We start from the raw sequence: 23201 nt of genomic DNA, 5'->3' as shown, positions 1-23201 counted from the left end.
CGGTGATCCTGTATGCCGCGTTGCGCAGGCTTTCCGGTCCGCACGCTTGTCATGGACGCCATGAATGAACGACACCCCCACCCCATCCCACGCCCGCCGCCCACGACGCTGGATTACCGCGCTGATCATCCTGCTGGTGCTGCTGGCGGCCAGTGGCTGGACATGGCACGCGTGGCAACAGGCGCGGGAGCAGGCACGCCTGCAATCGCAGGCCGATGCTATTCGCCTGCAGGGCCTGCTGGACAGCGTGGAGGCGCTGCGCCGCGACCAGCGGGCGACCAGCGCGCGCCTGCAGGATGCGGCCGCCACCAACCGTGTGCTGCGTGACGAGGTGCTGGGGCTGGGCCAGCGCAGTGCGCTGCTGGAAGACAACCTGGCCAGGCTGGCCGAAAGTACCGGCCAGGACCGCCAGGCCGTGCATCGCGACGAGGCCACGCTGCTGCTGGCCCAGGCCAGCCAGCGCCTGCAGGGCGCCGACGACCTGGACGGCGCGCGGGCGCTTTACGCGCTGGCCGCACTGCAGTTGGCCGACCTGCCTTCCGCCGATGGGTTGAACCTGCGGCAGGCGTTGATGCAGGAACGCAACGCACTGGATGCCGCCGGTGCCGGTCCGCGGGCCGCCGCGCGCCAACGCCTGGCAGCGTTCGCCAAGGCGCTGGAGACCTTGCCGCTGCACGTCGACGCGGACCCCGCACGCACGCCGCCCTGGTGGGAAGTGGCGCTGGCGCCGTTCGTCACGATCACGCCTACCCGCCTGGACGGCCCGCTGACCGACGCCGAACGGGTGCCGGGCTGGGACGCCCTGCAGGTGGAACTGACCCTGGCACGCGCGGCGATCGAGCGCGGCGACGCGGCCGCATTTGCACAGGCATTGGACGGGATTGAACGCGGGATGACCCGGCTGTGGCCGGATTCACCAGCCTTGCGCAGGCAGCGTGCTGAACTGCAGTCCTTACGCTCGGCACCGCTGCGGCTGGTGGCGCCGGAACTGGGCAGCACCCTGCGCCAATTACGCTCTTCGCAAGATGAAGGAACCCCCTGATGAAACCGTTGCAATCCGTGATCGTGCTGTTGCTGGCTGTCGCACTGGGCGTCATCGGTGCGCAATGGCTGGGTGCCAACGACCTGCGCCAGTATGGCGAGGTGATCCTGCGCCATGGTGGCACCGACTACCGCAGCACCCTGCCGCAGGTGGTGCTGCTGACGCTTGTGGTGCTGCTGGTGCTGTGGCTGCTGTGGAGCCTGGTGGCCTCGCCGTTCCGTGCGTGGGGCCGCTACCGGCGCAAGCAGGGCCGCGTACGCCTGGTCGATGGCCTGCAGGCCTATGAACAGGGCCAGTGGCAGCGTGCGGAGAAGCTGTTCGACGGCGCGGCCCAGGACCAGGAGGTGACCGCCGTGGCACTGGCCAATGCCGCGCGCAGCGCACAGGCGCGTGGCGACAACGCCGCCAGCCAGGGTTATCTGCAACGCCTGGCGGGTACCGATGCCACCACCCAGGCACTGCTGCGTGCCGAACAGCTGTTGGCCGACGACCTGCCGGTGGATGCGATCAATGCATTGGATGCGGCCAACCTGCAGCCGCTGCCGCCGCGGGGCCTGTGGCTGCGCGGTGAAGCGCTGGCCCGCGCCGGCCGCGCGCACGAGGCCTATGGGCAACTGGGCGCGTTGCGCCAGAGCAAGGTGCTGCCGGCCGACGTGCTGGGCACGCTGGAAGCCCGCCTGGCCGCCCAGGCGCTGCTGGAAGCTGCCGACGTGAATGCATTGGCCGCGCAATGGGAAACAACACCGAAGGCGCTGCGGGCCGATCCAGCCGTGGTATCGGCCTATGCCGCGCGCGCGGTGGCACTGGATTGGGACGAACCGGCACTGCTGGCGCTGGAGCAGGCGCTGGACCAGCGCTGGAGTGACGAGCTGGTGGAACTGTACGGGGCGCTGCCGGCTTCACGGCTGGCCACCCGCGAGGCCAACCTGGCGCGCTGGCGCCGGGTGCATGGCGATTCCCCTGCGCTGTTGCTGGCACAAGGGCGGGTAGCGCTGGCGCAGGGCAAACACGAGGAAGCCGAAGTGCTGCTGCATGAGGCCATCGCCGACAACGCCGGCGCAGCGGCGTGGGAAACGCTGGGGGCGTCACTGCTGGCGCGCGGCGACGCGGTGCTGGCGGCGCAGTGCCTGGCCAATGCGCTGCGCCAGCAGCGCGGCGAAGACAGCATCGCGCTGGTACGCACCGACGCGGCCACGGCAGGGAAGACGCGCGCCACGGTGGAAGAACAGGTGGTGGCACCGGTGCCGCCGGTATACGACGCCGGCGAGCCACGCGACGAGAACGGTTTCCCGCGCATTCCCTGATGCGCGGCGCCGCCGCACCACACGGCGTAACGCCGGGCCATGCCAGGTAGCGCCGAGCCATGCTCGGCGAGCGCAGCGGCATCAAAGCAGCGGGGCATGGCCCCGCTCTACCCATCCCCATCACCCATTCCGCCGGGCATGGCCCGGCGCTACGGCGAGGTGTGCCTGGCCTGTCGAAGGCCGGGCGGGGATTCACGCCGAACCATGCCGGGTACGGGTAGCGCCGAGCCATGCTCGGCGAGCGCAGCGGCATCAACACAGCGGGGCATGGCCCCGCTCTACCCACCCCCATCACCCATTCCGCCGGGCATGGCCCGGCGCTACGGCGAGGTGTGCATGGCCTGTCGAAGGCCGGGCGGGGATTCACGGGTAGCGCCGAGCCATGCTCGGCGAGCGCAGCGGCATCAACACAGCGGGGCATGGCCCCGCTCTACCCATCCCCATCACCCATTCCGCCGGGCATGGCCCGGCGCTACGGCGAGGTGTGCATGGCCTGTCGAAAGCCGGGCGGGGATTCACGGGTAGCGCCGAGCCATGCTCGGCGAGCGCAGCGGCATCAAAGCAGCGGGGCATGGCCCCGCTCTACCCACCGCGGGGTCAGCGCTCGACGATGGCGACCACGCCCATGCCGCCGGCGGTGCAGATCGATACCAGCGCGCGGCCACCGCCGCGCTCTGCCAGCTGCTTGGCCGCCGTGGCGATCACCCGGGCACCGGTGGCAGCGAACGGATGGCCGGTGGCCAGCGACGAGCCCAACGGGTTGATCCGGTCTGGATCGATACGGCCCAGCGGCGCATCCAGGCCCAACCGGTTGCGGCAGTAATCCTCGCTCTCCCAGGCGCGCAGCGTGCACAGCACCTGCGCTGCGAACGCTTCGTGGATCTCATAGAAATCGAAATCCTGCAGGCTCAGCCCGTTGCGCTTGAGCATCTCCGGGACGGCCACGGTGGGGGCCATCAGCAGCCCCTCGCCGTGCACGAAATCCACCGCTGCCACCTGCGCATCCCGCAGGTAGGCCTGCGGTTCGTGGCCGCGCGCGCGCGCCCACTCCTCGCTGGCCAGCAGCACCGCCGATGCCCCGTCGGTCAGCGGCGTGGAGTTGGCTGCAGTCAGCGTGCCACGGCCGGACACCTTGTCGAACGCGGGCTTCAGCGTGGCCAGCTTTTCCAGCGAGGTATCCGCGCGCAGGATGTTGTCGCGCTCCACGCCACGGAACGGAGCGATCAGATCGCCGAAGAAGCCGCGCTCGTAGGCGGCGGCCAGCTTGCGGTGGGATGACACCGCCCACTCGTCCTGCGAGTCACGGGAAATGTTCCATTCCTTGGCCATGTCTTCGCAGTGGTCGCCCATGCTCTTGCCGGTGCGCGGCTCGGCCACGCCCGGGAACTCCGGCTTCAGTTCGGAAAATTTGAAGCCGCGGGTAAGCGCCCGGATCTTGTCGCCGGTGCTCTTGGCCCGGTTGGCGGCCAGCAGGCGCGCGCGCAGCTTCTTTCCGTACACGATCGGCACGTCGGAGGTGGTATCGGAACCGCCGCCGATGCCGGACTCGATCTGGCCCAGCGCGATCTTGTTGCCGACGGTGATGATGCTGTCCAGCGAGGTGCCGCAGGCGCGTTGCAGGGTGATGCCCGGGGTGAGCGGCGACAGGCCCGAAGACAGCGTCGCCTCGCGGCCGAGGTTCCAGTCGCTGGGGTGCTTGATCACCGCGCCCATCGCCACTTCGCCCAGCTGCTGGCCATGCAGGCCAAAGCGTTCCACCAGTGCACCCAGCGTACGTACCGACATGCCCAGGTTGCCAACATCCGAGTACGCGGTGTTCTGGCGGCAGAACGGAATTCGAACGCCACCGAGGATGGCGACGGGACGGGCGTTGGGCATGGAGATACCTGGCATGGGAAGGGTGTCTGCAACATGGCCTGCACGATTGAGCAGGCATAATGGGGCCAAGTGTAGCTGCCGCCCTGTGATGGGCCAACCGTGAAACCATGAGCAAAACCGACCCCGGCATGAATGCCCTTGGCGTCCTCGCCCTCGAGCTCGCCGATGGCGAGGCCCCGCGTCATGCCGCCCTCACGGCCAGCCAGGCTGGCGAGCTGGCCGAACGCGTTGGCCGCGACCTGGCCAAACTGGTGCCGCAGGCAAGCGAGCTGGACCTGGTGTTCGTTGCCGCCCATTTCGACCCGGCCGAAGTGCTGCGCCCGGGCTGGCCGATCCATCGGCGGCTGGAAGAGCTGCAGATGCGCGCGCCCGGCCGCAGCCAGGGCCCACGCGTACTGGCATTCGGTGCCGATGAGGCCGGCGAGGTGCCGCTTCCGTTCCAGGCCGATCCGACACTGAAGGGTGGCGGCCTGCGGGTGGTGCCGTTCCTGCTCACCGGCAGCGATGCGGCCCAGACCAGCGCGGTCTCCGACGCGCTGGAAGACGTGCTGCTGGCCGAGGGCATGGCGCAGGCCGATACCGCGTTGCTGGCACAGAATGCCTTCGGCGCACGCGTGGAGCATGCGCGGTATTTCACGGTCAACGACCTGGCCGCGATGATGTCGATGCAGTACGACAACCAGGGCCTGGCCGCCCTGTGGCCGCTGATAGAAACGGCGGTCATGGCGCCGGACGTGGACGAATGGCTGGATGCCGCGCCGGAACCGTTGCTGCGCTACAGCCGTGGCGAGGCACGCATGGCGCTGTTCGACCCTGCCGGCTGGTGCGCGCACTACGCGCATGGCAAGAACGATTGCGAGCGCCTGCAGGGCATCTACGATCAGTACCTGATGCGCCAGCGGCAGATGGCCGCGGTGCTGGAAGCGCACGGCGTACCGGTGCTGTTCGTGCACTGCGAAGCAGGGCAGGACGCGCGCGAACTGCTGGACCGTTGACCATATACAGGTAGTGACGGGCCATGCCCGTCAACCGCGCAACGCGCGGCGCAGGCATCCCGTCACGCCGATCGGCAATCGGCGTGACGGCCACGGCGGAGCATCGCCCCGCTCTACCCATCCCCATCACCCATTCCGCCGGGCATGGCCCGGCGCTACGTCGAGGTGTGCCTGGCCTGTCGAAGGCCGGGCGGGGATTCACCTCGAACCATGCCGGGTACGGGTAGCGCCGAGCCATGCTCGGCGAGCGCAGCGGCATCAACACAGCGGGGCATCGCCCCGCTCTACCCGGAAGAACGCCGCTTACGGCGCCTTGATCACCGCACAGGCCAGCCGCGCACCGGCGTTGCCGGTCGGCTGGGTGGTGTAATCGTCCGGGTCGGCATGGACGATCAGGCCGCGGCCGATGATGTCCGAACCATCACCCTGGCCGATGTTGACGTTGCTCGACACCGGGCCATCAATGGTCGCCACGCCCTCGGCGTTGGCCTTGATGTTCGGCATGTCGCCGCCGTGGTGCGGATCGCTGGCCACGCTGCCATGGTCCTGCTGGGCGGGATTGAAGTGGCCGCCGGCGCTGGCGCCGTCCGGCGCGCTGCAGTCGCCCTTCTCATGGATGTGGAAGCCATGTTCGCTGTCCGGCTTCAGGCCGCTGACCTGGCCGGTGACATGCACGTGCCCGTCGACCACCGCGAAGGTGACATTGCCCTTCACGTCGTTGCCCTCGGTCGGTGCAAGTTCGGCCACGGCGGTGGCCGACGCCGCGGCTGCATCAGCTGCCGGGGCCGTGGCTTCAGCCGGCGTGGTTTCTGCTGCCGGCGGCGGGGCCGCGGGGTCGACAGCGGCATCGGTACCGGCGGGCTGCTGGCCGCAGGCGCTCAGGCCGAGCGCGGCGATGGCGGCAAACAGCGAGGTATGGATTAGACGCATGGTGTAATTCTCCTGGAGAGGGAAAGGCCTGTGGGCAGGCTCACCGCGTCACGCGGATGAGGCCGCAGGCAATGCGGGCGCCGGCGTTGCCGGCAGGCTGGCTGCGATGGTCGTCCGGTCGTGCGTGCACGATCAGGGCACGTCCGGCGATGTCGTTGGCGGCACCACCGCCAAGGGTAACCCCTCGCAGGTGGATGTCGACGTTGGCGCGGCCCTGCGCATCGGCGCGCAGGTTGGGCATGTCGCCCAGGTGATGCGGGGCGGCCCCGGGGGCCCCATGCGGTTGCTGGGTCGGGTTGAAGTGGTCGCCCGCGCTGCTGGCATCCACTGCGCTGCAGTCGCCACGTTCATGCACGTGGAATGCCGGCTGCTGCAGGGGTTGCAGGCCACCGATGAGGCCGGTGATGTGCACGCCACCGGCTTCCGGCACCAGCGCCAGGCGGCCACTGACCAGGCTGGCCGAGGCCGGCGACAGGTTGCTCTCTGCCATCGCCGCGGTGCTCACCGCAGCCGGCACGGGCGGCACGGTACGCGCTGGCGGCGTGGATCCACACGCAGCCAACAGCATTGCCGCAGAAGCAGGCAGGACGAAACGGATCGAGGACATCAGGTACTCCTTGCAGGTCACGTTACGGCCCCCTGTGTCCATGGCGCATCAACGCGGCGCGATGCCGGCGCGCAGAGGGCATCAGGTCGAGAGTCAGGTATGGCCCCTGCGGCGGCCGGCGCCAAGCTTGCGGGTCAAGGTATTGCGGCCAAGGCCCAACCGCGCTGCCGCCTCGGCGCGCCGGCCATGGGTCACCTGCAGCGCCGCCTCCAGCAGGGCGTGGTCGACACGTTCGCGGACCTGGGCATGCAGGCCTTCGGCGCCTTCCAGCAGGCGCTGCCGCGCCCAGCTGGACAGCAGCGCTTCCCATTGCCCCGCATCGACACTGGCAGCGGGCGCCGTGCTGCGCGTGCCACCGCGGTTCAGCGCCATCTCCACGTCGGCGGCGCCGATGGTATCGCTGGTGGCCAGCGCGGCCATGCGCCAGCACACGTTCTCCAGCTCGCGTACGTTGCCGGGCCATTCGTGTTCGCCCAGCGCCTGCAGCGCGGCGGCGGTAAGCCGCTTGCCGGGGCCCTCCAGCTTCTGCGCAGCGGCGGCCAGGAAGGTGGTGGCAAGCTGGCCGATATCGGCGCGGCGTTCGCGCAGCGGCGGCAACTGCAGCCGTACCACGTCCAGCCGATGCAGCAGGTCGGCGCGGAAGCGCCCTTCCGCCACCAGCCGCTCCAGGTCCTGGTGGGTGGCCGCGATCACCCGCACGTCCACGTGGATCAGTTCACGCCCGCCGACGCGGAAGAACTCGCCCTGGGCCAGCACGCGCAGCAGGCGCGTCTGCAATCCCAGCGGCATGTCGCCGATTTCATCCAGGAACAGCGTGCCACCATGCGCCTGTTCGAAGCGGCCGACGTGGCGACGCTGGGCACCGGTAAAGGCACCCGCCTCATGCCCGAACAACTCGCTTTCCAGCAGCTCGGCCGGGATGGCAGCGGTATTGAGCGCAACGAAGGGGGCCTGCGCGCGCGGTGACTCGCGATGCAGCGCACTGGCCACCAGTTCCTTGCCGGTACCGGTCTCGCCGGTGACCAGCACCGCCAACGGCGCCTGCGCCAGCTTGCCGATCGCCCGGAACAGCGCACGCATGGCCGGCGTATCGCCAACCAGCTGCGGCGCACTTTCCTGCGCCGCCTCGGCCGCATTCGCGGTGTCCGGCGCCAGCGTTTCCGTCGCCGGAAGCACCCGACGTGCCAGCGCGACCGCATCGTCCAGGTCGAAGGGCTTGGACAGGAACTCATGCGCTCCGCCACGGAACGCGCCGGCGGTGCTGGCCACATCGGTATAGGCCGACATCACGATCACCGGCAGCTGCGGGTGCATTGCCTTCAGCTTGTCCAGCAGCACCAGGCCGTCGTCGCCCGGCATGCGCACATCGGTGAACAGCAACGAAGGCACCGGTTGGCTGGCCAGCGCGGCCAGGGCGGCGGCGGCGCTCTCGAACCCTTCCACCACGAAACCTGCTTCGCGCAGCGCCGTGCACAGGACGAACCGCACGGCGCGGTCATCATCGACTACCCAGATGCGGACGTCGTTGCCGGAAGGGCGTTGCGGCTCAGGCATGGGCAGGCTCCTCGGCGGCCAGGCTGCCGCTGATCGGCAACAGCAGGATAAAAACCGTATGGCCGGGACGCGAACGGTAAGTCAGCGTACCGCGGTGTTCGCGTGCCACCTGCTGGGCCAGCGCCAAGCCCAGCCCGGTGCCTTCGGCCCTGCCGCTGACCAGCGGCAGGAACAGGTGTTCCGCCAGGTCTTCCGGCACGCCGCGGCCGTCATCGGCGATCTCCAGCCGCAGTGCGAGCGGGTGCAGCTGCTCGTTGATGCGCACCCCGTGTTCCACCCGCGTGCGCAGGGTGATGCTGCCGGCGCCGGCCTGCATGGCATTGCGCACCAGGTTCCAGATCGCCTGGCTGAGCCGATCCGCGTCACCGTGCAGTTCCGGGATGCTGGGATCGTAATCGCGCTGCAGCCGCACGGCCCAGCCGGCTTCGTTCTCGGCAAGCCGCAGCACCCGCTCCAGCGCGGCATGGATGTTCAGCGCGGCATGTGGCGCGGCCGGTGCCGGTGACAGCAGCTGGTCGAGCAGGCTGTTGAGGCGCTCGATCTCGGTGCCGATCAATTCCACCAGTTCGCGTTCGTCGGCATCACGCTGGGTCGCGCGGCGTGCCAGCAACTGCGCCGCGCCTTTCAGGCCAGCCAGGGGATTGCGCAGCTCGTGCGCCAGCCCTTTCAGCGCCGCGCTGAGCGCGCTGGGCAAGGCCTGGGTCGGGTCCAGGCCCGGGAACTCATCCACCGGGTGGGCTTCAAGCAACCAGCCCCCGTCATCCAGCCGGCTCATCCAGCCTTCGGCAAAACGCACCGCTTCGCCGGGCAGGGCCAGCGCCAGGCGATGCAGGCACAGGCTGTCGCGTTCATCGCGGGCAAGGAAGTGGGCCAGCGCCTCGCCCTGCGCTTCCAGTGCGACCAGCGGCTGGCCGACCAGGCGGCGGCCGCTGACGCCCAGCCAGCGCGCGAATGCAGGGTTGCAGCCGGCGATGCGGCCTTCCGCGTCGGCCCAGGCCACCGGGGTTCCCAGATGGTCGATGGCAGGCGGGGGCAGCGAAGCAGTCATTGCACCAATGTAGTGCAAAACGGACGGATTGTGCCGGCCGGGAGCTGGCCCCATTGCCAAGGCTCCTGGCGGAAACCCGCCGGCCATCGCTCGGCGCCTCCCCCGGATACCGGGTCAGCGAGCGATGGACTGCAACTGCAGCGAATGCAGGATGCGCGCGTCTTCGGCATCAAGCTCCGCGGGCAGGTCATCGCGGCCCCGGAAGCGGCGGTGGAAGGCGCCGACGGTGGCGGCGCGATCTTCCAGCGAATAGCCGAACCCGGCCAGCGCCTGCCAGGGGTCGAAGCCCGGCGGCGGCAGTCCATCGCTGTCGCGCGGCCACGGCCCGAAGCCCGCCTCGGCCAGTTGCTGCCATGGGAAGTAGCGGCTGGGATCCTGTTTTCGCGATGGCGCCAGGTCGGCGTGGCCGATCACCTGCGAAGGTGGGATACGCAGCCGCGTGGTGAGATCCTGCAGCAACACGATCAGCGAGGCGACCTGTGGCTGGCTGAAAGGGGTATCGCCATCGTTGTCCAGCTCGATGCCGATCGACGCCGAGTTGAGGTCGGTGATGGTGCCCCAGCGTCCCGGGCCGGCATGCCAGGCACGGCGCTCATCGGATACCAGCTGGTAACGCGCGCCGTCGGCGCCGATCAGGTAATGCGCGCTGACCTTGCCACCGCTGTTGGCACTGCGCAGCGTGTCCAGGCTCTGCTGCACCGAATGCTGGTCGGTGTGGTGCAGCACGATGATCACCGGCATGCGTGCGTTGTGGTTGGCCGACGGTACCCACGTGGCGAGCGGATTACGGTCTTCGCGTGGTGCGCCGGCACAGGCCGACAGCAGGACAAGGGAAAGCAGCAGGGCCGAAGCGCGGATGATCGTCATGCCGCGATTGTAGCGCCGAGCCATGCTCGGCGAGCCCGCAGCCGGGCCGGCTGGGCGCCGCCAGAAGCAAAAAACCGGCGGCCCCCGGACCGCCGGTCACGACGCATGTCAGCGTCATCAACATTTTGTTCTTTTGCAGCTGGGATCAGACTTCGTACGCGGACTCGCCGTGCGAGGTGACATCCAGGCCGGTACGCTCGGCTTCCTCGGTGACGCGCAGGCCGACCACGACCTTCACCACCAGCAGGATCAGTGCAGTCGCCACCGCGCACCAGACGATGGTGAAGGCAACGCTGACGAACTGCACCCACACCTGGTGGCCGATATCCAGGTCGGCGTTGGTACCGCCCAGCGACTCCGCGCTGAACACGCCGGTAAGGATCGCACCGACGATGCCGCCGATACCGTGCACGCCGAATACATCGGCGGTGTCGTCCACCTTCAGCAGGCGCTTCAGGCCGGTGACGCCCCACACGCACAGTGCGCCGGCCGCCAGGCCGATGACCAGCGCGCCCATCGGGCCGACGGTGCCACAGGCCGGGGTGATGCCGACCAGGCCGGCAACGGCACCGGATGCGGCACCCAGCGCTGACGGCTTGCCCTTGGTGATCGCTTCCACCAGCGTCCAGCCCAGCACGGCGGCCGCGGTGGCCAGGATGGTGTTGAGGAAGGCCAGCGAGGCAACGGTGTCGGCTGCAGCGGCAGAGCCCGCGTTGAAGCCGAACCAGCCCACCCACAGCAGCATCGCACCGATATAGGTGAACACCACGTTGTGTGGCTTCAGCGCGGTCTGGCCGTAGCCGATGCGCTTGCCGACGAAGTACGCGCCGACCAGGCCGGCGACGCCCGCGTTGATGTGCACCACGGTGCCGCCAGCGAAATCGATCGCGCCCATCTCGCCCAGGTAGCCGCCACCCCAGACGATGTGCGCCATCGGGATGTAGCTGAAGGTGAACCACAGCGCGGAGAACAGCAGCACCGCCTTGAACTTGATGCGTTCGGCGAAGGCGCCGACGATCAGTGCGGTGGTGATGCCGGCGAAGGTGGACTGGAAGGCGACGAACAGGTAGTCCGGCAGCCCGGCGATCGGCGTGTTACCCACCGAATCCGGGGTGAAACCCTTCAGGAAGGCGAACTGGGTAAAGGAGCCAAAGAACTGATTGCCCGTGCTGAATACCGCGCTGTAGCCATAGGCCACCCACAGGATGACCACCAGCGAGAACACCACCAGGATCTGGCTCAGCACCGACAGCACGTTCTTCGAACGCACCAGGCCGCCATAGAACAAGGCCAGGCCCGGCACCACCATCAGCAACACCAGCAGGGTGGAGGTCAGCATCCAGGCCACGTCGCCATGGTCGAATGCAGGTGCGGCAGCCGCCGCTTCGGCGACCGGCTCGGCAACCGCTTCAGCGGCCAATGGCTCTACCGCAACATCTTCGGTGGGCACCGGAGTGACCTGGGCCTGGGCGTGCGCGTTGCCCGGGAAGGCACCCATCGCCAGCGCGCTGAGCAGCATCAGCAGGCACACCAGGTGGAACCGGGCTTGCCACCCGGCGAACAATCGAATCTTCATGGGGGAGATCTCCGAGTGGGTTACAGCGCGTCAGCGCCGATTTCGCCGGTGCGGATGCGGACGACCTGTTCGACAGGCGTGACGAAGATCTTGCCGTCGCCGATCTTGCCGGTGCCTGCTGCGTTCTGGATCGCTTCGATCACCGCCTCGGTGCGTTCGTCGGTCACCACGGTTTCGATCTTGATCTTCGGCAGGAAATCGACGACGTACTCGGCCCCGCGGTACAGCTCGGTGTGGCCCTTCTGGCGCCCGAAGCCTTTCACTTCGGTCACGGTGATGCCCGACACGCCAGCATCGGAGAGGGCCTCGCGGACCTCGTCGAGCTTGAACGGCCGGATGACGGCGGAGATCAGTTTCATGCGCATATCCCGGTGGTGGATGGATCCACGGCGCATGCGCACCGTGGCGTCAGGCAACCACGGGCCATCGAAACGATGGCCGTGGCTGTTGCGCCGAACGTGGTCTGGGCCCTGGTGGCCGTGCCTCTCTCCAAGCACGGCCGGCGACGCGGGAGGGAGGAAGGCCCATGACGCGCGTCCGGTTTCTGTTGCCCCTGGACGGGGTGGAACGACTTCAACTGCGTTGCAGATGGACTTCGATGGAACAGGCAGGACGCTTCAACGGCTCCCCAGCCGGAGAAGAAGCGGCGATGGCGAAGGTGGGAGGGGTGCCCTTCGCCATCACCGCGCGTACTCAGTTGGCGTAATACAGCTGGTATTCCAGCGGGTGGGTGGCAGCGCGGAACTTGGTGACTTCCTGCATCTTCAGCGCGATGTAGCCGTCGATGAAGTCATCGCTCATCACGCCACCGGCCTTGAGGAACTCGCGGTCCTTGTCCAGCGCTTCCAGCGCCTGGTCCAGCGAGGAGCAGACCTGCGGGATCAGCTTCTCTTCTTCCGGCGGCAGGTCGTACAGGTCCTTGTCGCTCGGCGCGCCCGGATCGATCTGGTTCTTGATGCCGTCCAGGCCGGCCATCATCAGCACGGTGAAGGTCAGGTAGCCGGACTGGATGGGATCGGGGAAACGCATCTCGATGCGACGCGCCTTCGGATTGGATACCCACGGGATGCGGCACGATGCCGAACGGTTGCGTGCCGAGTAGGCCAGCATCACCGGTGCTTCGAAGCCCGGGACCAGGCGCTTGTAGCTGTTGGTGCCGGCATTGGCGAAGGCGTTGATCGCACGGGCGTGCTTGAAGATGCCGCCGATGTACCACAGCGCCAGCTGCGACAGGCCGCCGTAACCGTCGCCGGAGAACAGGTTGGCGCCGCCCTTGGACAGCGACTGGTGCACGTGCATGCCGCTGCCGTTGTCGCCGACGATCGGCTTGGGCATGAAGGTGGCGGTCTTGCCGTTGCGGTGCGCCACGTTCTTGATCACGTACTTCATGCGCAGCAGCTCGTCGGCCTTCTGCACCAGGGTGCTGAACTTGGTGCCGATCTCGCACTGGCCGGCAGTGGCCACTTCGTGGTGCTGCACTTCCACTTCGATGCCGACCTGTTCCAGCGTCTTGCACATTTCAGCGCGCAGGTCGTGCAGCGAATCGGTCGGCGGAACCGGGAAGTAGCCACCCTTCACGCCCGGGCGGTAGCCGCTGTTGGTGCCGTCCAGCTTGGCGCCGCTGTTCCATGCTGCTTCCTCGGAATCGACCTTGAAGAAGGTGTTGCCCATTTCATTGGCGAAACGGACCGAGTCGAAGATGAAGAATTCCGGCTCCGGACCGAAGAAGGCCTGCTCGGCGATGCCGCTGGACTTCAGGTAGGCCTCGGCGCGCTTGGCGATGCCGCGCGGGCAGCGGCCGTAGGGCTGCATGGTGGCCGGATCGAGGATGTCGCAGCTGATCACGATGGTCGGATCGGCATAGAACGGGTCGACGTAGGCGCTGGCCGGGTCAGGCAGCAGGACCATGTCCGATTCGTTGATGCCTTTCCAACCGGCGATGGAGCTGCCGTCGAACATCTTGCCTTCTTCGAACAACGACGGCTCGATGATGCTGACCGGGAAGGTGACGTGCTGTTCAACGCCACGCATGTCGACGAAACGCAGATCGACGAATTCGATCTGGTTGTCCTTGATCAGCTTCTCAACGTTTTCCACGGACATCGGGTGCAACCTCGGATGGGATGAATGCCTGCAGATACATGAGCAATCCCCGTGCCAACTTTTTCACCGTCACAAGTCATTGATTTGCATGAGCGTGCGCCTGAACGGTGCATGCCAGGGCGCACCAGGATGGTGCACTCGACGGTAGCCGCACTGCTTTGGTGCACCCGCTGATGGTCTATGCTCTGCCGCTACCCCGTTGCCACCCAAACAACTTTCCCCCATGTCCGATCTGCTCTCCGCCCTGCTGCTGGGCATCCTTGAAGGCCTTACCGAATTCCTGCCCATCTCCAGCACCGGGCACCTGCTGATCGCCCAGCACTGGCTGGGCGCACGCTCTGATTTCTTCAACATCATCATCCAGGCCGGCGCGATCCTGGCCATCACGCTGGTGTTCCGCCAGCGCTTGTGGACGCTGGCAACCGGCCTGCACCAGCACGAGAACCGCGACTATGTGTTCAAGCTCGGCGCCGCCTTCCTGGTCACCGCCGTGGTCGGCCTGCCGGTGCGCCTGGCCGGTTGGGAACTGCCGGAAACGGTGAGCCCGGTAGCGTGGGCACTGATCATCGGCGGCATCTGGATGCTGCTGGTGGAGGCCTATACCTCGCGCCTTCCCGACCGCGACCAGATCACCTGGACGGTGGCGATCGGCGTGGGCATCGCGCAGGTCGTCGCGGGCATCTTCCCGGGCACCTCGCGCTCGGCCTCGGCGATCTTCCTGGCCATGCTGCTGGGGTTGAGCCGCCGCGCGGCGGCCACCGAGTTCGTGTTCCTGGTCGGCATTCCGACCATGTTCGCCGCCAGTGCCTACGCCTTCCTGGAACTGGCAAAGGAAGGCAAGCTGGCCAGCGAGAACTGGACCGACGTCAGCGTGGCCTTCGTTGCCGCGGTCATCACCGGCTTCGTCGTAGTGAAGTGGCTGCTGGGCTATATCAAGTCGCACAAGTTCACCGCGTTCGCCGTGTACCGCATCGTGCTGGGCGCGGCGCTGCTGCTGTGGTTGCCGGCCGGCAACTGAACGAAGGCGGGTGCGCGCAACCCCGATGGCCGCGCGCACCCGTTGAACCACCAGGTCATCCAAGGAGATTTCCATGAAGCGCATGCTGATGCTGTCCCTCCCGCTGGCCCTGTTGGCCGCCTGCAGCCAGAACCCGGCACCAGCCGGCAGCGGCGACGACCTGGCCCCTGCACCGGCCGCCGCCGCCACCCAGAAGGCCGTTTCGCACCTGGACGCACAGCGGCTGCAAGGCCAGCACTGGCTGCTGCGCGAGGCCACCGCTGGCGACGGCAAGCGCATCGATGCGTTGTTCGCGCGCGCCGACAAGCCGGTGACGCTGGATTTCAGCGATGGGCGGCTGTCGGTGTCCAATACCTGCAATCGCCTTGGCGGCAGCTACACGCTGGTCGAGGGCGTGCTGACCCTTTCGCCGATGACCTCCACCCAGATGGCCTGCACCGATGCGGCCGTGATGGCGCTGGATGACGCGGTAGCCAGTCGCCTCCAGGCCAGCATGAATGCCGAACTGGCCGACAGCGGCGAGCTGGTCCTGCGCACGCTGAAGGGCGATGTGCTGGTGTTCGCGCCGGAGCCCACCGCCGAGACCCGCTTCGGCGGCCCGGGCGAAAGGGTGTTCCTGGAAGTGGCCGCGCAGACCAGGCCTTGCCCGCACCCGTTGATCAAGGACAAGCAGTGCCTGCAGGTGCGTGAAGTGAAGTACGACGACAACGGCCTGAAGCAGGGCGAGCCGGGTGCGTTCGAGAATTTCTACGAAAGCATCGAGGGCTACACCCACGAAGATGGCGTGCGCAACGTGCTGCGGGTGAAGCGCTTCACGCTGGCCAATCCGCCGGCGGATGCGTCGTCGCAGGCGTATGTGCTGGACATGGTGGTGGAGTCCGCCACCGAGTAGCGATAGAGCGGGTCCATGACCCGCTGCTTCGTAATCCCCGGTAGAGCGGGTCCATGACCCGCTGCTTCGTAATCTCCGGTAGAGCGGGTCCGTGACCCGCTGCTTCTGGTACCCATGAAGAGCAGCGGGTCATGGACCCGCTCTACCGGGGATTACAGCGCGGGATTGAGCGTATAGGTGCCGTGCAGCGCCGCTTCGGCGAGGATGTGGCCCTGCATGGCGCGGTGCATGTCGGCTGCGGTGAACGGTTCCGGCAGCACCAGCCGTGCCACGTCCAGCGCGAACACGCGGAAGAAATAACGATGCACGCGTTCGTCGTTGAACGGCGGGTACGGGCCGTCATAGCCCAGGTACTGGCCGGACATGTCCGGGTTGCCGGCGAACCAGCCGGTGAAATCATTCAGCCCCTGCCGGCTGCCAGCCGGACCCTGCGGCGTGGCCTTGCCGCGCGCGACGAAACCATCGCTGCAGCTGCCGGCCGCCAGTTCGCGCACTTCGGCCGGGATGCCGACCATCACCCAATGCACGAAATCACAACGCGGCTGGTCGCGCGGGATGGTCATGTCGGTGCGGCCGACTGTCTCCGGCACGGTCGGTACGTCCGGATCCACGCAGACCAGGGCAAAGGACCGGGTGCCCTCGGGCACGCCACTCCACGCCAGGTGCGGGTTGCGGTCGGGTGCGAAACCCCGTGCGTCGCCGGCCGCGAATTCGCGGTCGATCGGCGCACCGTTGCGCAGGCTGTCACTGGTCAGTTGCATGCCCTGTCTCCTCACTCTTCCGGGTAGCCGAGGCGCACCGCCACCGGCGTCAGCTGTTCGAATGCGCTTGCCATCACTTCACGGTAATGGCGCCAGTGGCCGGGCGGGAAACGCGGCGTGCCGATGCGTTGCGCGGGCGGCATGCGCACGCCGAACGTTTCCTGCAGCAGGTCTGCCATCGCCTGTGGATTGTTGCCGACGCTGTCGATGCGCAGGAACATGTGCGGGTAGAGGTCCTGTTCGTGCAGGGTCGCCAGCTGCGAGAGCGCGCGCACCAGCCACTCCGATGCTTCTGCCACGGAGTTGACCGCGAACGGTGCAGGGTCCGCATAGGCAATCCAGTCCAGCAGCATGTCGCGCGGATCGCGCAGCACGGCCAGCAGACGGCCATGCGGAAGTTGCGGCCGCAGGGCCCACAACAGGGCGTTGTCCCACCACAGCAGCCAGTCGATCACCGTGTCGTTGGCCAACCCACGCACGCGCAGCTGCTCACGCCAGCGCTCCACCAGTGCTTCCGGGGCCAGCGTGCCCGACGCCAGGTCCTGCAGCGTGTGGTAGTTCTGGAAGGCATCGTGCGGCGGACTGGACGCGAAGCGGTCCGTGCGCACCACCGGGGTTGCACCCATCAGGGTGGTGACCACGCGCTCCACGTGCGAGCCCGGCGCGCCCCATACGAACATCGGCGCTGCCACCGGCTTGCCCGGTTCCGCTGCAGGCAGCTCGCCCAGTGCCGGCCAGCTGGCCGGCGACTTCGCCTGTGGCGGCAGCGGCAGGCGGTTGGCCACGTTGTCGGCATGCAGTTCCAGCCAGGTACGCAGTGCCTCGCGCCGCTGGCCGGCGCGGTCATGCACCTCACCCAGCCAGGTACGCAGGTCCTGCTTTGCCTGGCCCTCGGCGACGTCGATCAACGCCTGCACGCGGGCGGCGGCGGCGGCCGGATCACGCGTGACCAGGCCATCGACCAGGCGTGTTTCGCCACTGATGCGTCCCGGTTCCAGCGCCACGATGCGTTCGGCCATGGCTTCGGCGGCATCGCGTTCGCCATTCATGTCATGCAGGCGCATGCGCGTTTCCAGCGCGGGCAGGTGCGCGGGCATGGCGGCAAGCCAGCGCTCGCCCACGGCCACCGCACCTTCGCTGCCCACGCCCTCCACCGCCAGGCGCGCCAGCCACAGGTTGTGCAGCTGGTCATGCTGGGCAATCACCGCGTCCAGCTCCGTACGGGCTTCTTCATCGCGGCCCAGGCGCTGCCAGGCCGCCAGCAGCAACTGCAGCAGCTTCGGGTCGCCGGCGTTGTCCGCCAGCTGCGGGCGCAGGTGCTCGAGCGCCTGCAACGGCTGCCCCGACTGCAAGGCAAGCTGCGCGGCAAAACGGCGCATGGCAATGCTGTCCTGGCCGGGCTGGGCGAGCGCTTGGCCGACGATCTCCGCCGCCGCTTCGGTGTTGTCCTGGCGCAGCGCCAGCTGCACCAGCAGGCCGTGCAGGGACGTCATCCCTGGGTTGAGTTCCAGCACGCGGCGGAACGCCTGTTCGGCGAAGGCCAGCATGTCCTTGCCCTGGTAGGCGAAGCCCAGCGCATACAGGATGCGTGGATCGTCCGGCAGCGCACTCGCGGCCGTCGACAGCTTGGCCAGCGCCTCGTCCAGGGCACCCCGGCGCAGCGCGACCATGCCCTCCAGCGCGGCGACTTCAGGGCTCTCGGCATCGATGCGTGCGGCAAGGCGAACCTGCCTGTCGGCCTCGTCCACCTCATTGCGGGCCAGCGCCAGGTGTGCCTGCATCAGGTAGGCCGACAGTTCGTTCGGGTTGAGCCCGGTGGTGCGTTCCAGCGCGGTGCCGGCCTGGTCGAACTGGCGCAGCGCCAGCATCAGCCCGGCATTCTGCAGGTGCAGCTCGGCGTCGTCCGGGGCCAGCTCCAGCGCCCGCCGCAGGCTCTCCGACGCGGCCGACAGCTGGCCCTGCTGCTGTTGCGCCAACGCGTGCCATCGATGGGCCTGGGCCAGTTGCGGTTCGGCCACGGTCCATTCACTGGCCAGCTGCACGGCCTGGTCGACATCTTTGCGACGCAGGGCTTGGAGGATCTGGTCTTGCATGGCGGTCCGGCTTGAGGTCAAACCCGCATTGTAACGACCCGTACGGATCGTGCAGGGCCGTGCCGCCAGCTCAGCCGGGCAAGGCAGCCTGCGCCAGGTGCTGGGCCACCCAGCATTCGGAGAAGCCGTCGCCGCGCCAGTTCTCCAGGAACCCGCAGTGCCCGCCCCACTCGGCGGTCTGCAGGCGTGCGGACAATGGCAGTTGCCAGTCGTTGAAGCTGACGAAGGGAATCACCGGATCATCCTTGGCCATCAGGATGTCGGCCGGCACCTGCAGCGTGGCGAGGCGCTCGCCGGCGATGGAATAGCCATCGAAGTACGCCTGCAGCGAGCCGTATTCGGTGTGGTGCTCCACCAGCCATGCGGTCAATGCGCGGATGTCCAGCCGCAGCACGCGTTCGTCCCAGTCGCTCAGGTCCGGGTACAACGCCCGCTTGCGGCGCAACGACCCGGCCCACTTGCGGCGGAAGTACCAGTCGTACATCGCCGGGCCCTTCTCGATGCTGTCCATGGTCAGCGCGGGGTCCAGCACCGGGCATACCGATGCCACGCGCTGCAGCGGAACCCCGGCCGAAGGCGCGTGCAACGCAAGCCGCAACACGAAGTTCCCGCCCAGCGAGTACCCGGCCGCCACCAGCGGCAGGTGCGGCCAGCGGCTGGCGATGTCACCGGCGGCATGCACCACTTCCTCGATGCGGTTGGAGTGGAAGATGCCCGGGTTGAGGTGGTGTGTGTTGCCGTGGTCACGGAAGTTGAGCCGCACCACGTCGAAGCCCTGTCCCAGCATGCGTGCGGCGGTCATGCGCATGTAGCTGGATTCCGCACTGCCCTCCCATCCATGCAGCAGCAGCGCCATGCCCCTGGCCGGGCGATGCTCGACCGCGCTGTGCCAGGCCTGCAGGCGCACGCCGTCGCCGCCATCGACGATCAGCTCACGGTGCACGGCCTGGGTGGCGGCAAGCAGTGCCTGGCCACGGCGTAGCCGCAGCTTGCTGGAACTGAGCATGGATTGCAGGTGCGCGTTGCGCAGCCAGCGCGGCGGCTGGTAGTCGGCCGCCGTCAGCAGCGCCGGGGCAACCGGATCGTACGACAGCACGGGCGCGTTGGCGGACACCGTCGGCTCAGGCCCCTGCCATCGCCGCCAGGATGCGCGCACGCGACGTCTCGGCGATGCGGCGGCGCCCTTCCAGGTCCTGGCTGCCGATGGGCGCGAGGAAGTGCACCTCGGCGCGACGCGCCGGCTCACCGAGCAGGCGCAGGAAATTGGCGAAGAAGCTCTCGCGTGGCCCGAACGCCACCAGGGTCTGCGCATCGCCACCGGTGCCATAGCGCAGGGCCACCGGCTGCACCGGCACTCCGGTTTCCACCGCGGCCTGGAAGATGCGTGCGTGGAATGGCCCTACTTCGTGGCCACCACGGGTGCGTCCTTCAGGGAATACGCCCACGCCCTTTCCCTCGCGCAGGCGCACCACCATCTGCTGCATCACCCCATCCAGCGATTCGGTGCTGCCACGCTGGTGGAAGATGGTCTGCCCACGCCCGGCCAACCAGCCGACCACCGGCCAGCCGGCGATTTCCCGCTTGGCGACGAAGCCCATCATGCGCTGGCTGTGCAGCACGCAGATATCGACCCAGCTGACATGGTTGGCCACGAACAGCACCGCCCCGCGCAGGGGCTGGCCGATCCGCACCAGGCGGAAGCCGAAGATCCACATCAGTCCTGCCGACCACCAGTTGACCACCTTGTAGGCCAGCGGATCCTGGCCGACGCGCAGCTCTCCCCACGGCGGCAGCATGCCGATCAGGATCAGCGGCAGGAATACAAGCAGGTGGACAAGCAGCAGCGGTACGCGGTACAGGTAACGGCACACACGCGCCACGCCGCCACGTGAGGCCGGAGTGGGGGAATTCATGCGGGAACGATACCCGAGCGCCGCAGCGCCTGCCAGCGGGATGTGGCCAAACCCACTGTGCGGGTTGGCCATCCGGCAGCCGCCAGGCTTCCCGGCGCTGCGCTCAACCGTGGCCGGCGGCGACCACGGCCAGGGTCAGGCGCGATGTGCAGACCAGCCGGCCCTGCTCATCCTCGATGCGGATGTCCCACAACTGGGTACTGCGGCCGACATGCAACGCGCGCGCGGTACCGGTGACCAGGCCGTCACGCTTGGCACGGACATGGTTGGCGTTGATCTCCAGCCCGACGCAGACCTTCTCTGCCGTATCCACGCAAAGGTTGGCCGCGCTGCTGCCGAGGGTTTCGGCCAGCACCACCGACGCCCCGCCGTGCAGGATGCCGTAGGGCTGGTGGGTACGTGCATCCACCGGCATGGTGGCCTGCAGCCAGTCCTCGCCGACGGCGGTGAACACGATGCCCAGCCGCGCGATCACGGTGTCGGCGCTCAGCGTGTTGAGGGCCTGGAGGGAAACGGCTTGGCGGAAGACGGCGGGCATGCGGAAACTCCGGTCAGAGGATGGGCACCAGCCCGGCACCGAAGGCCGTCAGCATGCGTACCAGCAGCAGCTTCGGCCCGACGTTGACTTCCGGGAAGTCACCGACGGCGGTATAGCAGGACAGGAAGTCCGGGTGCTGCCGCGGCAACGGCGCCGGGCAGGCGGGGCCGGGCTGGAACTCGTAGTCGGTGGCATACCGCCATGGCCAGAAATCCAGGATCGGCAGTGCTTCGGAGGCCTTGCCCACGCTGTAGTTCAGCCCGGACAGCACCGGTGGCTTGGCGCGCGGCGCCACGGTCCAGGAATTCTGCGGGTGGATGTCGCGCAGGATGCTGTCGGCAAGACGCTGGGCGAACACCGGGTCATCGATGATCACCGCGCCTTCGGTGTTGTAGTTTTCGCTCCGCGGATCGAAATTGTGCGTGCCGATCACGCCAATTCGGCGGTCCACCACCAGTGACTTGGCGTGCAGGCCCATGCGCGCGCCGGAGCGGGTGACCGGCAGCGGCTTGTTGACCGCCCGGCTGCCCAGGAAGGACGGGCGGGTTTCGGTACGCAGCAGGTCCCGGTCGACCTCGCTGCCATTGGCCCGTCGTCGCTCGCGTGCGTTCTGGTAAGCGCTGCCGGTACGCGGGTTGATGCGCGGTTCGTTGCCCTTGCCCTTGCCGTTGCCGTCGCCGCTGTTACGGGTGCCGGCGTTGTTGCCGCCGCTGCCGGGAGGGCGTGCATTGCTTCCTGCGGCGCTGCCACCGAGCAGTCCGCGCGGGCCCTCCGGATACTCACCGGCGATCGGGTCGGGCAGCAGGTTGCGGTAATCCACCGGTGCGTCCAGCGGGAAGGGCTTGAACTCGAAGATGTTGAAGCCCAGCTCCCGCATGTTGCGCCGTTTGTACTTGTACGACAGCGCGTAGACGATGGGGTTGTCGGTGGCCGCCAGGCTGTTGGTGGATACCAGCACGCGCGGTGGCTCGGGCTGCTTGCGCAGGTCGGCGAACAACTGGCGTGCCGGCTTGGACAGCACCAGGTAAGGGGTCTGCAGGAGCACTTCGGACTGCGCTTCGCTGATCAGCCGGTCCAGCTGTGGCTCGGTGACATGCTGCCCGTCGCGCGGATGGCCGGTTCGCTCCCGCCGGTGCTTGCGCGGCAGGTCAGCGACATAACGGACCGAGGCGACCGGCAGCGCGGTGTCGACGAAACTGCGGGTGATGAACGCCGTGTCGTCGGCTTCCTGGCTGACCCGCTGCACCCGCTCGGGGCGCCTGAACTCGGCTGGCGGCATCCGTGGCGCCCCGCCCTCCAGCAGGGTGCGGCCGACATCGTTCAACCGCTCCGCCGGCACGCTGCGCGGCGCGTTCCAGAACGCCTCGAAGTTGGCGGCCATGGTCCGCGCTTCAGGCCCGGCGACCAGCACGTCGCGATCGCGGAAGTTGTATTCGGCGTCCCAGTCGTAATAGTCGTCCTGGTAGTTCCGCCCCCCCACCACGCCGATCGCATCGTCGATCACCAGCAGCTTGTTGTGCATGCGCTGGTTGAAGCGGCGGAAACAGCACAACACGCTGCCGGCGTAATCGAAGTAGTTGAGCCGTGCTTTTCCAAACGTGGGGTTGTAGACGCGCAGCTGGAAATTCTGGTGGGCCGATGACAGTGCGCCAAGGACCTGCAGGTCGGAGATCGCCGAAAGCTGGTCGATCAGCAGGCGTACCTTCACGCCGCGACGGCTGGCAGCCAGCAATTCGTCGATCACCAGCCGCGCGCTGTCGTCGGTGTCGAAGATGTAGGTCTGCAGGTCGATGCTGCGGGTAGCACTGCGCAGCAGGTTCAGGCGCGCTACCAATGCCTCCTCGCCCTCGTCCAGGATGGTGGCGTAGTGCCGCGGCTGGCCCGGTGCCGATTCGTTGAACGCACGCCCGGCCAGTGCGCGCAGCGGTGAATCCCGGGCGCAGCGGTCAGCCCGATCACAATCCACCACGGTGGAACGCGCCTGCACGGCGATACTGGACGCGCGCGCGCGCTCCTCGCTGGACAGCGATGCGCAGCCGCCGACCAGCAGCAGGAGTGCCAGCATCATCCAACGCGACAGCG

20 protein-coding genes are annotated in these 23201 nt (G+C 68.0%); 5 read left to right on the top strand and 15 right to left on the bottom strand.

The window, feature by feature from the left end; genetic code table 11:
• Positions 1–64 precede the first annotated feature (64 nt).
• Complete coding sequence (locus tag H4O11_RS14690; RefSeq protein ID WP_182340173.1) at positions 65–1042, top strand: uroporphyrinogen-III C-methyltransferase; 978 nt, start codon at positions 65–67, stop codon at positions 1040–1042.
• The gene (locus H4O11_RS14685; RefSeq protein ID WP_182340172.1) at positions 1042–2346 is read left to right on the top strand and encodes a heme biosynthesis protein HemY; all 1305 of its coding nucleotides are present in this window, start codon (positions 1042–1044) and stop codon (positions 2344–2346) included. Before H4O11_RS14690 ends, H4O11_RS14685 begins: the two co-directional genes overlap by 1 nt.
• A gap of 597 nt (positions 2347–2943) precedes the next feature.
• On the opposite strand, the gene H4O11_RS14680 is transcribed toward H4O11_RS14685, so the two are convergent.
• The gene (locus H4O11_RS14680) at positions 2944–4239 is read right to left on the bottom strand and encodes an acetyl-CoA C-acetyltransferase (RefSeq protein WP_182340171.1); all 1296 of its coding nucleotides are present in this window, start codon (positions 4237–4239) and stop codon (positions 2944–2946) included.
• 92 nt (positions 4240–4331) lie between these two features.
• Here H4O11_RS14680 and H4O11_RS14675 point away from each other — a divergent pair, with 92 nt between their 5' ends.
• Positions 4332–5219: a hypothetical protein gene (locus H4O11_RS14675; RefSeq protein WP_182340170.1), complete on the top strand. Its 888-nt coding sequence runs from the start codon at positions 4332–4334 to the stop codon at positions 5217–5219.
• Positions 5220–5522: 303 nt separating this feature from the next.
• On the opposite strand, the gene H4O11_RS14670 is transcribed toward H4O11_RS14675, so the two are convergent.
• From H4O11_RS14670 to glnA, 8 genes are all read right to left on the bottom strand, one after another.
• Positions 5523–6149 carry a superoxide dismutase family protein gene (locus H4O11_RS14670; RefSeq protein WP_182340169.1) on the bottom strand — a complete coding sequence of 209 codons (627 nt, stop codon included), beginning with the start codon at positions 6147–6149 and terminating at the stop codon, positions 5523–5525.
• A gap of 40 nt (positions 6150–6189) precedes the next feature.
• Positions 6190–6747, bottom strand: a complete 558-nt coding sequence (locus tag H4O11_RS14665; protein WP_425506069.1) for a superoxide dismutase family protein — start codon at positions 6745–6747, stop codon at positions 6190–6192.
• A 102-nt stretch (positions 6748–6849) separates the two neighbouring features.
• Positions 6850–8310 (bottom strand): nitrogen regulation protein NR(I), encoded by a 1461-nt coding sequence (gene ntrC / locus H4O11_RS14660; protein ID WP_182340167.1) that lies wholly within the window; start codon positions 8308–8310, stop codon positions 6850–6852.
• On the bottom strand, positions 8303–9358 hold the full coding sequence (locus H4O11_RS14655) for a two-component system sensor histidine kinase NtrB (RefSeq protein ID WP_182340166.1): 1056 nt from the start codon (positions 9356–9358) through the stop codon (positions 8303–8305). The genes ntrC and H4O11_RS14655 overlap by 8 nt, the downstream gene beginning before the upstream one ends.
• Before the next feature lie 114 nt (positions 9359–9472).
• Entirely contained in the window at positions 9473–10225 is a 753-nt protein-coding gene (locus H4O11_RS14650) for an N-acetylmuramoyl-L-alanine amidase (RefSeq protein ID WP_182340165.1), read from the bottom strand.
• A gap of 145 nt (positions 10226–10370) precedes the next feature.
• Positions 10371–11801, bottom strand: coding sequence for an ammonium transporter (amt, locus tag H4O11_RS14645; protein WP_182340164.1), 1431 nt, complete (start codon positions 11799–11801; stop codon positions 10371–10373).
• Between the two features lie 20 nt (positions 11802–11821).
• The gene (locus H4O11_RS14640; RefSeq protein ID WP_220466764.1) at positions 11822–12160 is read right to left on the bottom strand and encodes a P-II family nitrogen regulator; all 339 of its coding nucleotides are present in this window, start codon (positions 12158–12160) and stop codon (positions 11822–11824) included.
• A gap of 334 nt (positions 12161–12494) precedes the next feature.
• Entirely contained in the window at positions 12495–13904 is a 1410-nt protein-coding gene (gene glnA, locus H4O11_RS14635) for a type I glutamate--ammonia ligase (RefSeq protein WP_182340163.1), read from the bottom strand.
• Positions 13905–14127: 223 nt separating this feature from the next.
• Between glnA and H4O11_RS14630 the strand changes: the two genes are divergently transcribed.
• Together H4O11_RS14630 and H4O11_RS14625 are read left to right on the top strand one after the other, a co-directional pair.
• Positions 14128–14922, top strand: a complete 795-nt coding sequence (locus tag H4O11_RS14630) for an undecaprenyl-diphosphate phosphatase (protein ID WP_182340162.1) — start codon at positions 14128–14130, stop codon at positions 14920–14922.
• Between the two features lie 73 nt (positions 14923–14995).
• A complete protein-coding gene (locus H4O11_RS14625) occupies positions 14996–15814 on the top strand; it encodes an META and DUF4377 domain-containing protein (protein ID WP_182340161.1) in 819 nt (272 codons plus the stop codon).
• Between the two features lie 152 nt (positions 15815–15966).
• Here the strand turns inward: H4O11_RS14625 and H4O11_RS14620 are convergent, their stop codons facing one another.
• The 6 genes from H4O11_RS14620 to H4O11_RS14595 all read right to left on the bottom strand — a co-directional run bounded on the left by H4O11_RS14620 (position 15967) and on the right by H4O11_RS14595 (position 23187).
• Entirely contained in the window at positions 15967–16575 is a 609-nt protein-coding gene (locus tag H4O11_RS14620) for a YbhB/YbcL family Raf kinase inhibitor-like protein (protein ID WP_182340160.1), read from the bottom strand.
• Positions 16576–16586: 11 nt separating this feature from the next.
• Positions 16587–18668: a tetratricopeptide repeat protein gene (locus tag H4O11_RS14615; protein WP_182340159.1), complete on the bottom strand. Its 2082-nt coding sequence runs from the start codon at positions 18666–18668 to the stop codon at positions 16587–16589.
• A 70-nt stretch (positions 18669–18738) separates the two neighbouring features.
• Positions 18739–19731: a YheT family hydrolase gene (locus H4O11_RS14610; protein ID WP_182340217.1), complete on the bottom strand. Its 993-nt coding sequence runs from the start codon at positions 19729–19731 to the stop codon at positions 18739–18741.
• 58 nt (positions 19732–19789) lie between these two features.
• On the bottom strand, positions 19790–20653 hold the full coding sequence (locus H4O11_RS14605; protein ID WP_425506065.1) for a lysophospholipid acyltransferase family protein: 864 nt from the start codon (positions 20651–20653) through the stop codon (positions 19790–19792).
• 31 nt (positions 20654–20684) lie between these two features.
• Positions 20685–21119: a hotdog fold thioesterase gene (locus tag H4O11_RS14600; protein ID WP_182340157.1), complete on the bottom strand. Its 435-nt coding sequence runs from the start codon at positions 21117–21119 to the stop codon at positions 20685–20687.
• Between the two features lie 13 nt (positions 21120–21132).
• Positions 21133–23187: a phospholipase D family protein gene (locus tag H4O11_RS14595; RefSeq protein ID WP_220466772.1), complete on the bottom strand. Its 2055-nt coding sequence runs from the start codon at positions 23185–23187 to the stop codon at positions 21133–21135.
• Between the last annotated feature and the right edge of the window lie 14 nt (positions 23188–23201).

This window comes from Stenotrophomonas tumulicola (assembly GCF_014117215.1).
In the GTDB taxonomy this organism is placed as follows: Bacteria; Pseudomonadota; Gammaproteobacteria; order Xanthomonadales; family Xanthomonadaceae; genus Stenotrophomonas; species Stenotrophomonas tumulicola.
The sequence above is the reverse complement of the archived record's forward strand: the minus strand, read 5'-3'. Positions and strand labels throughout refer to the sequence as shown.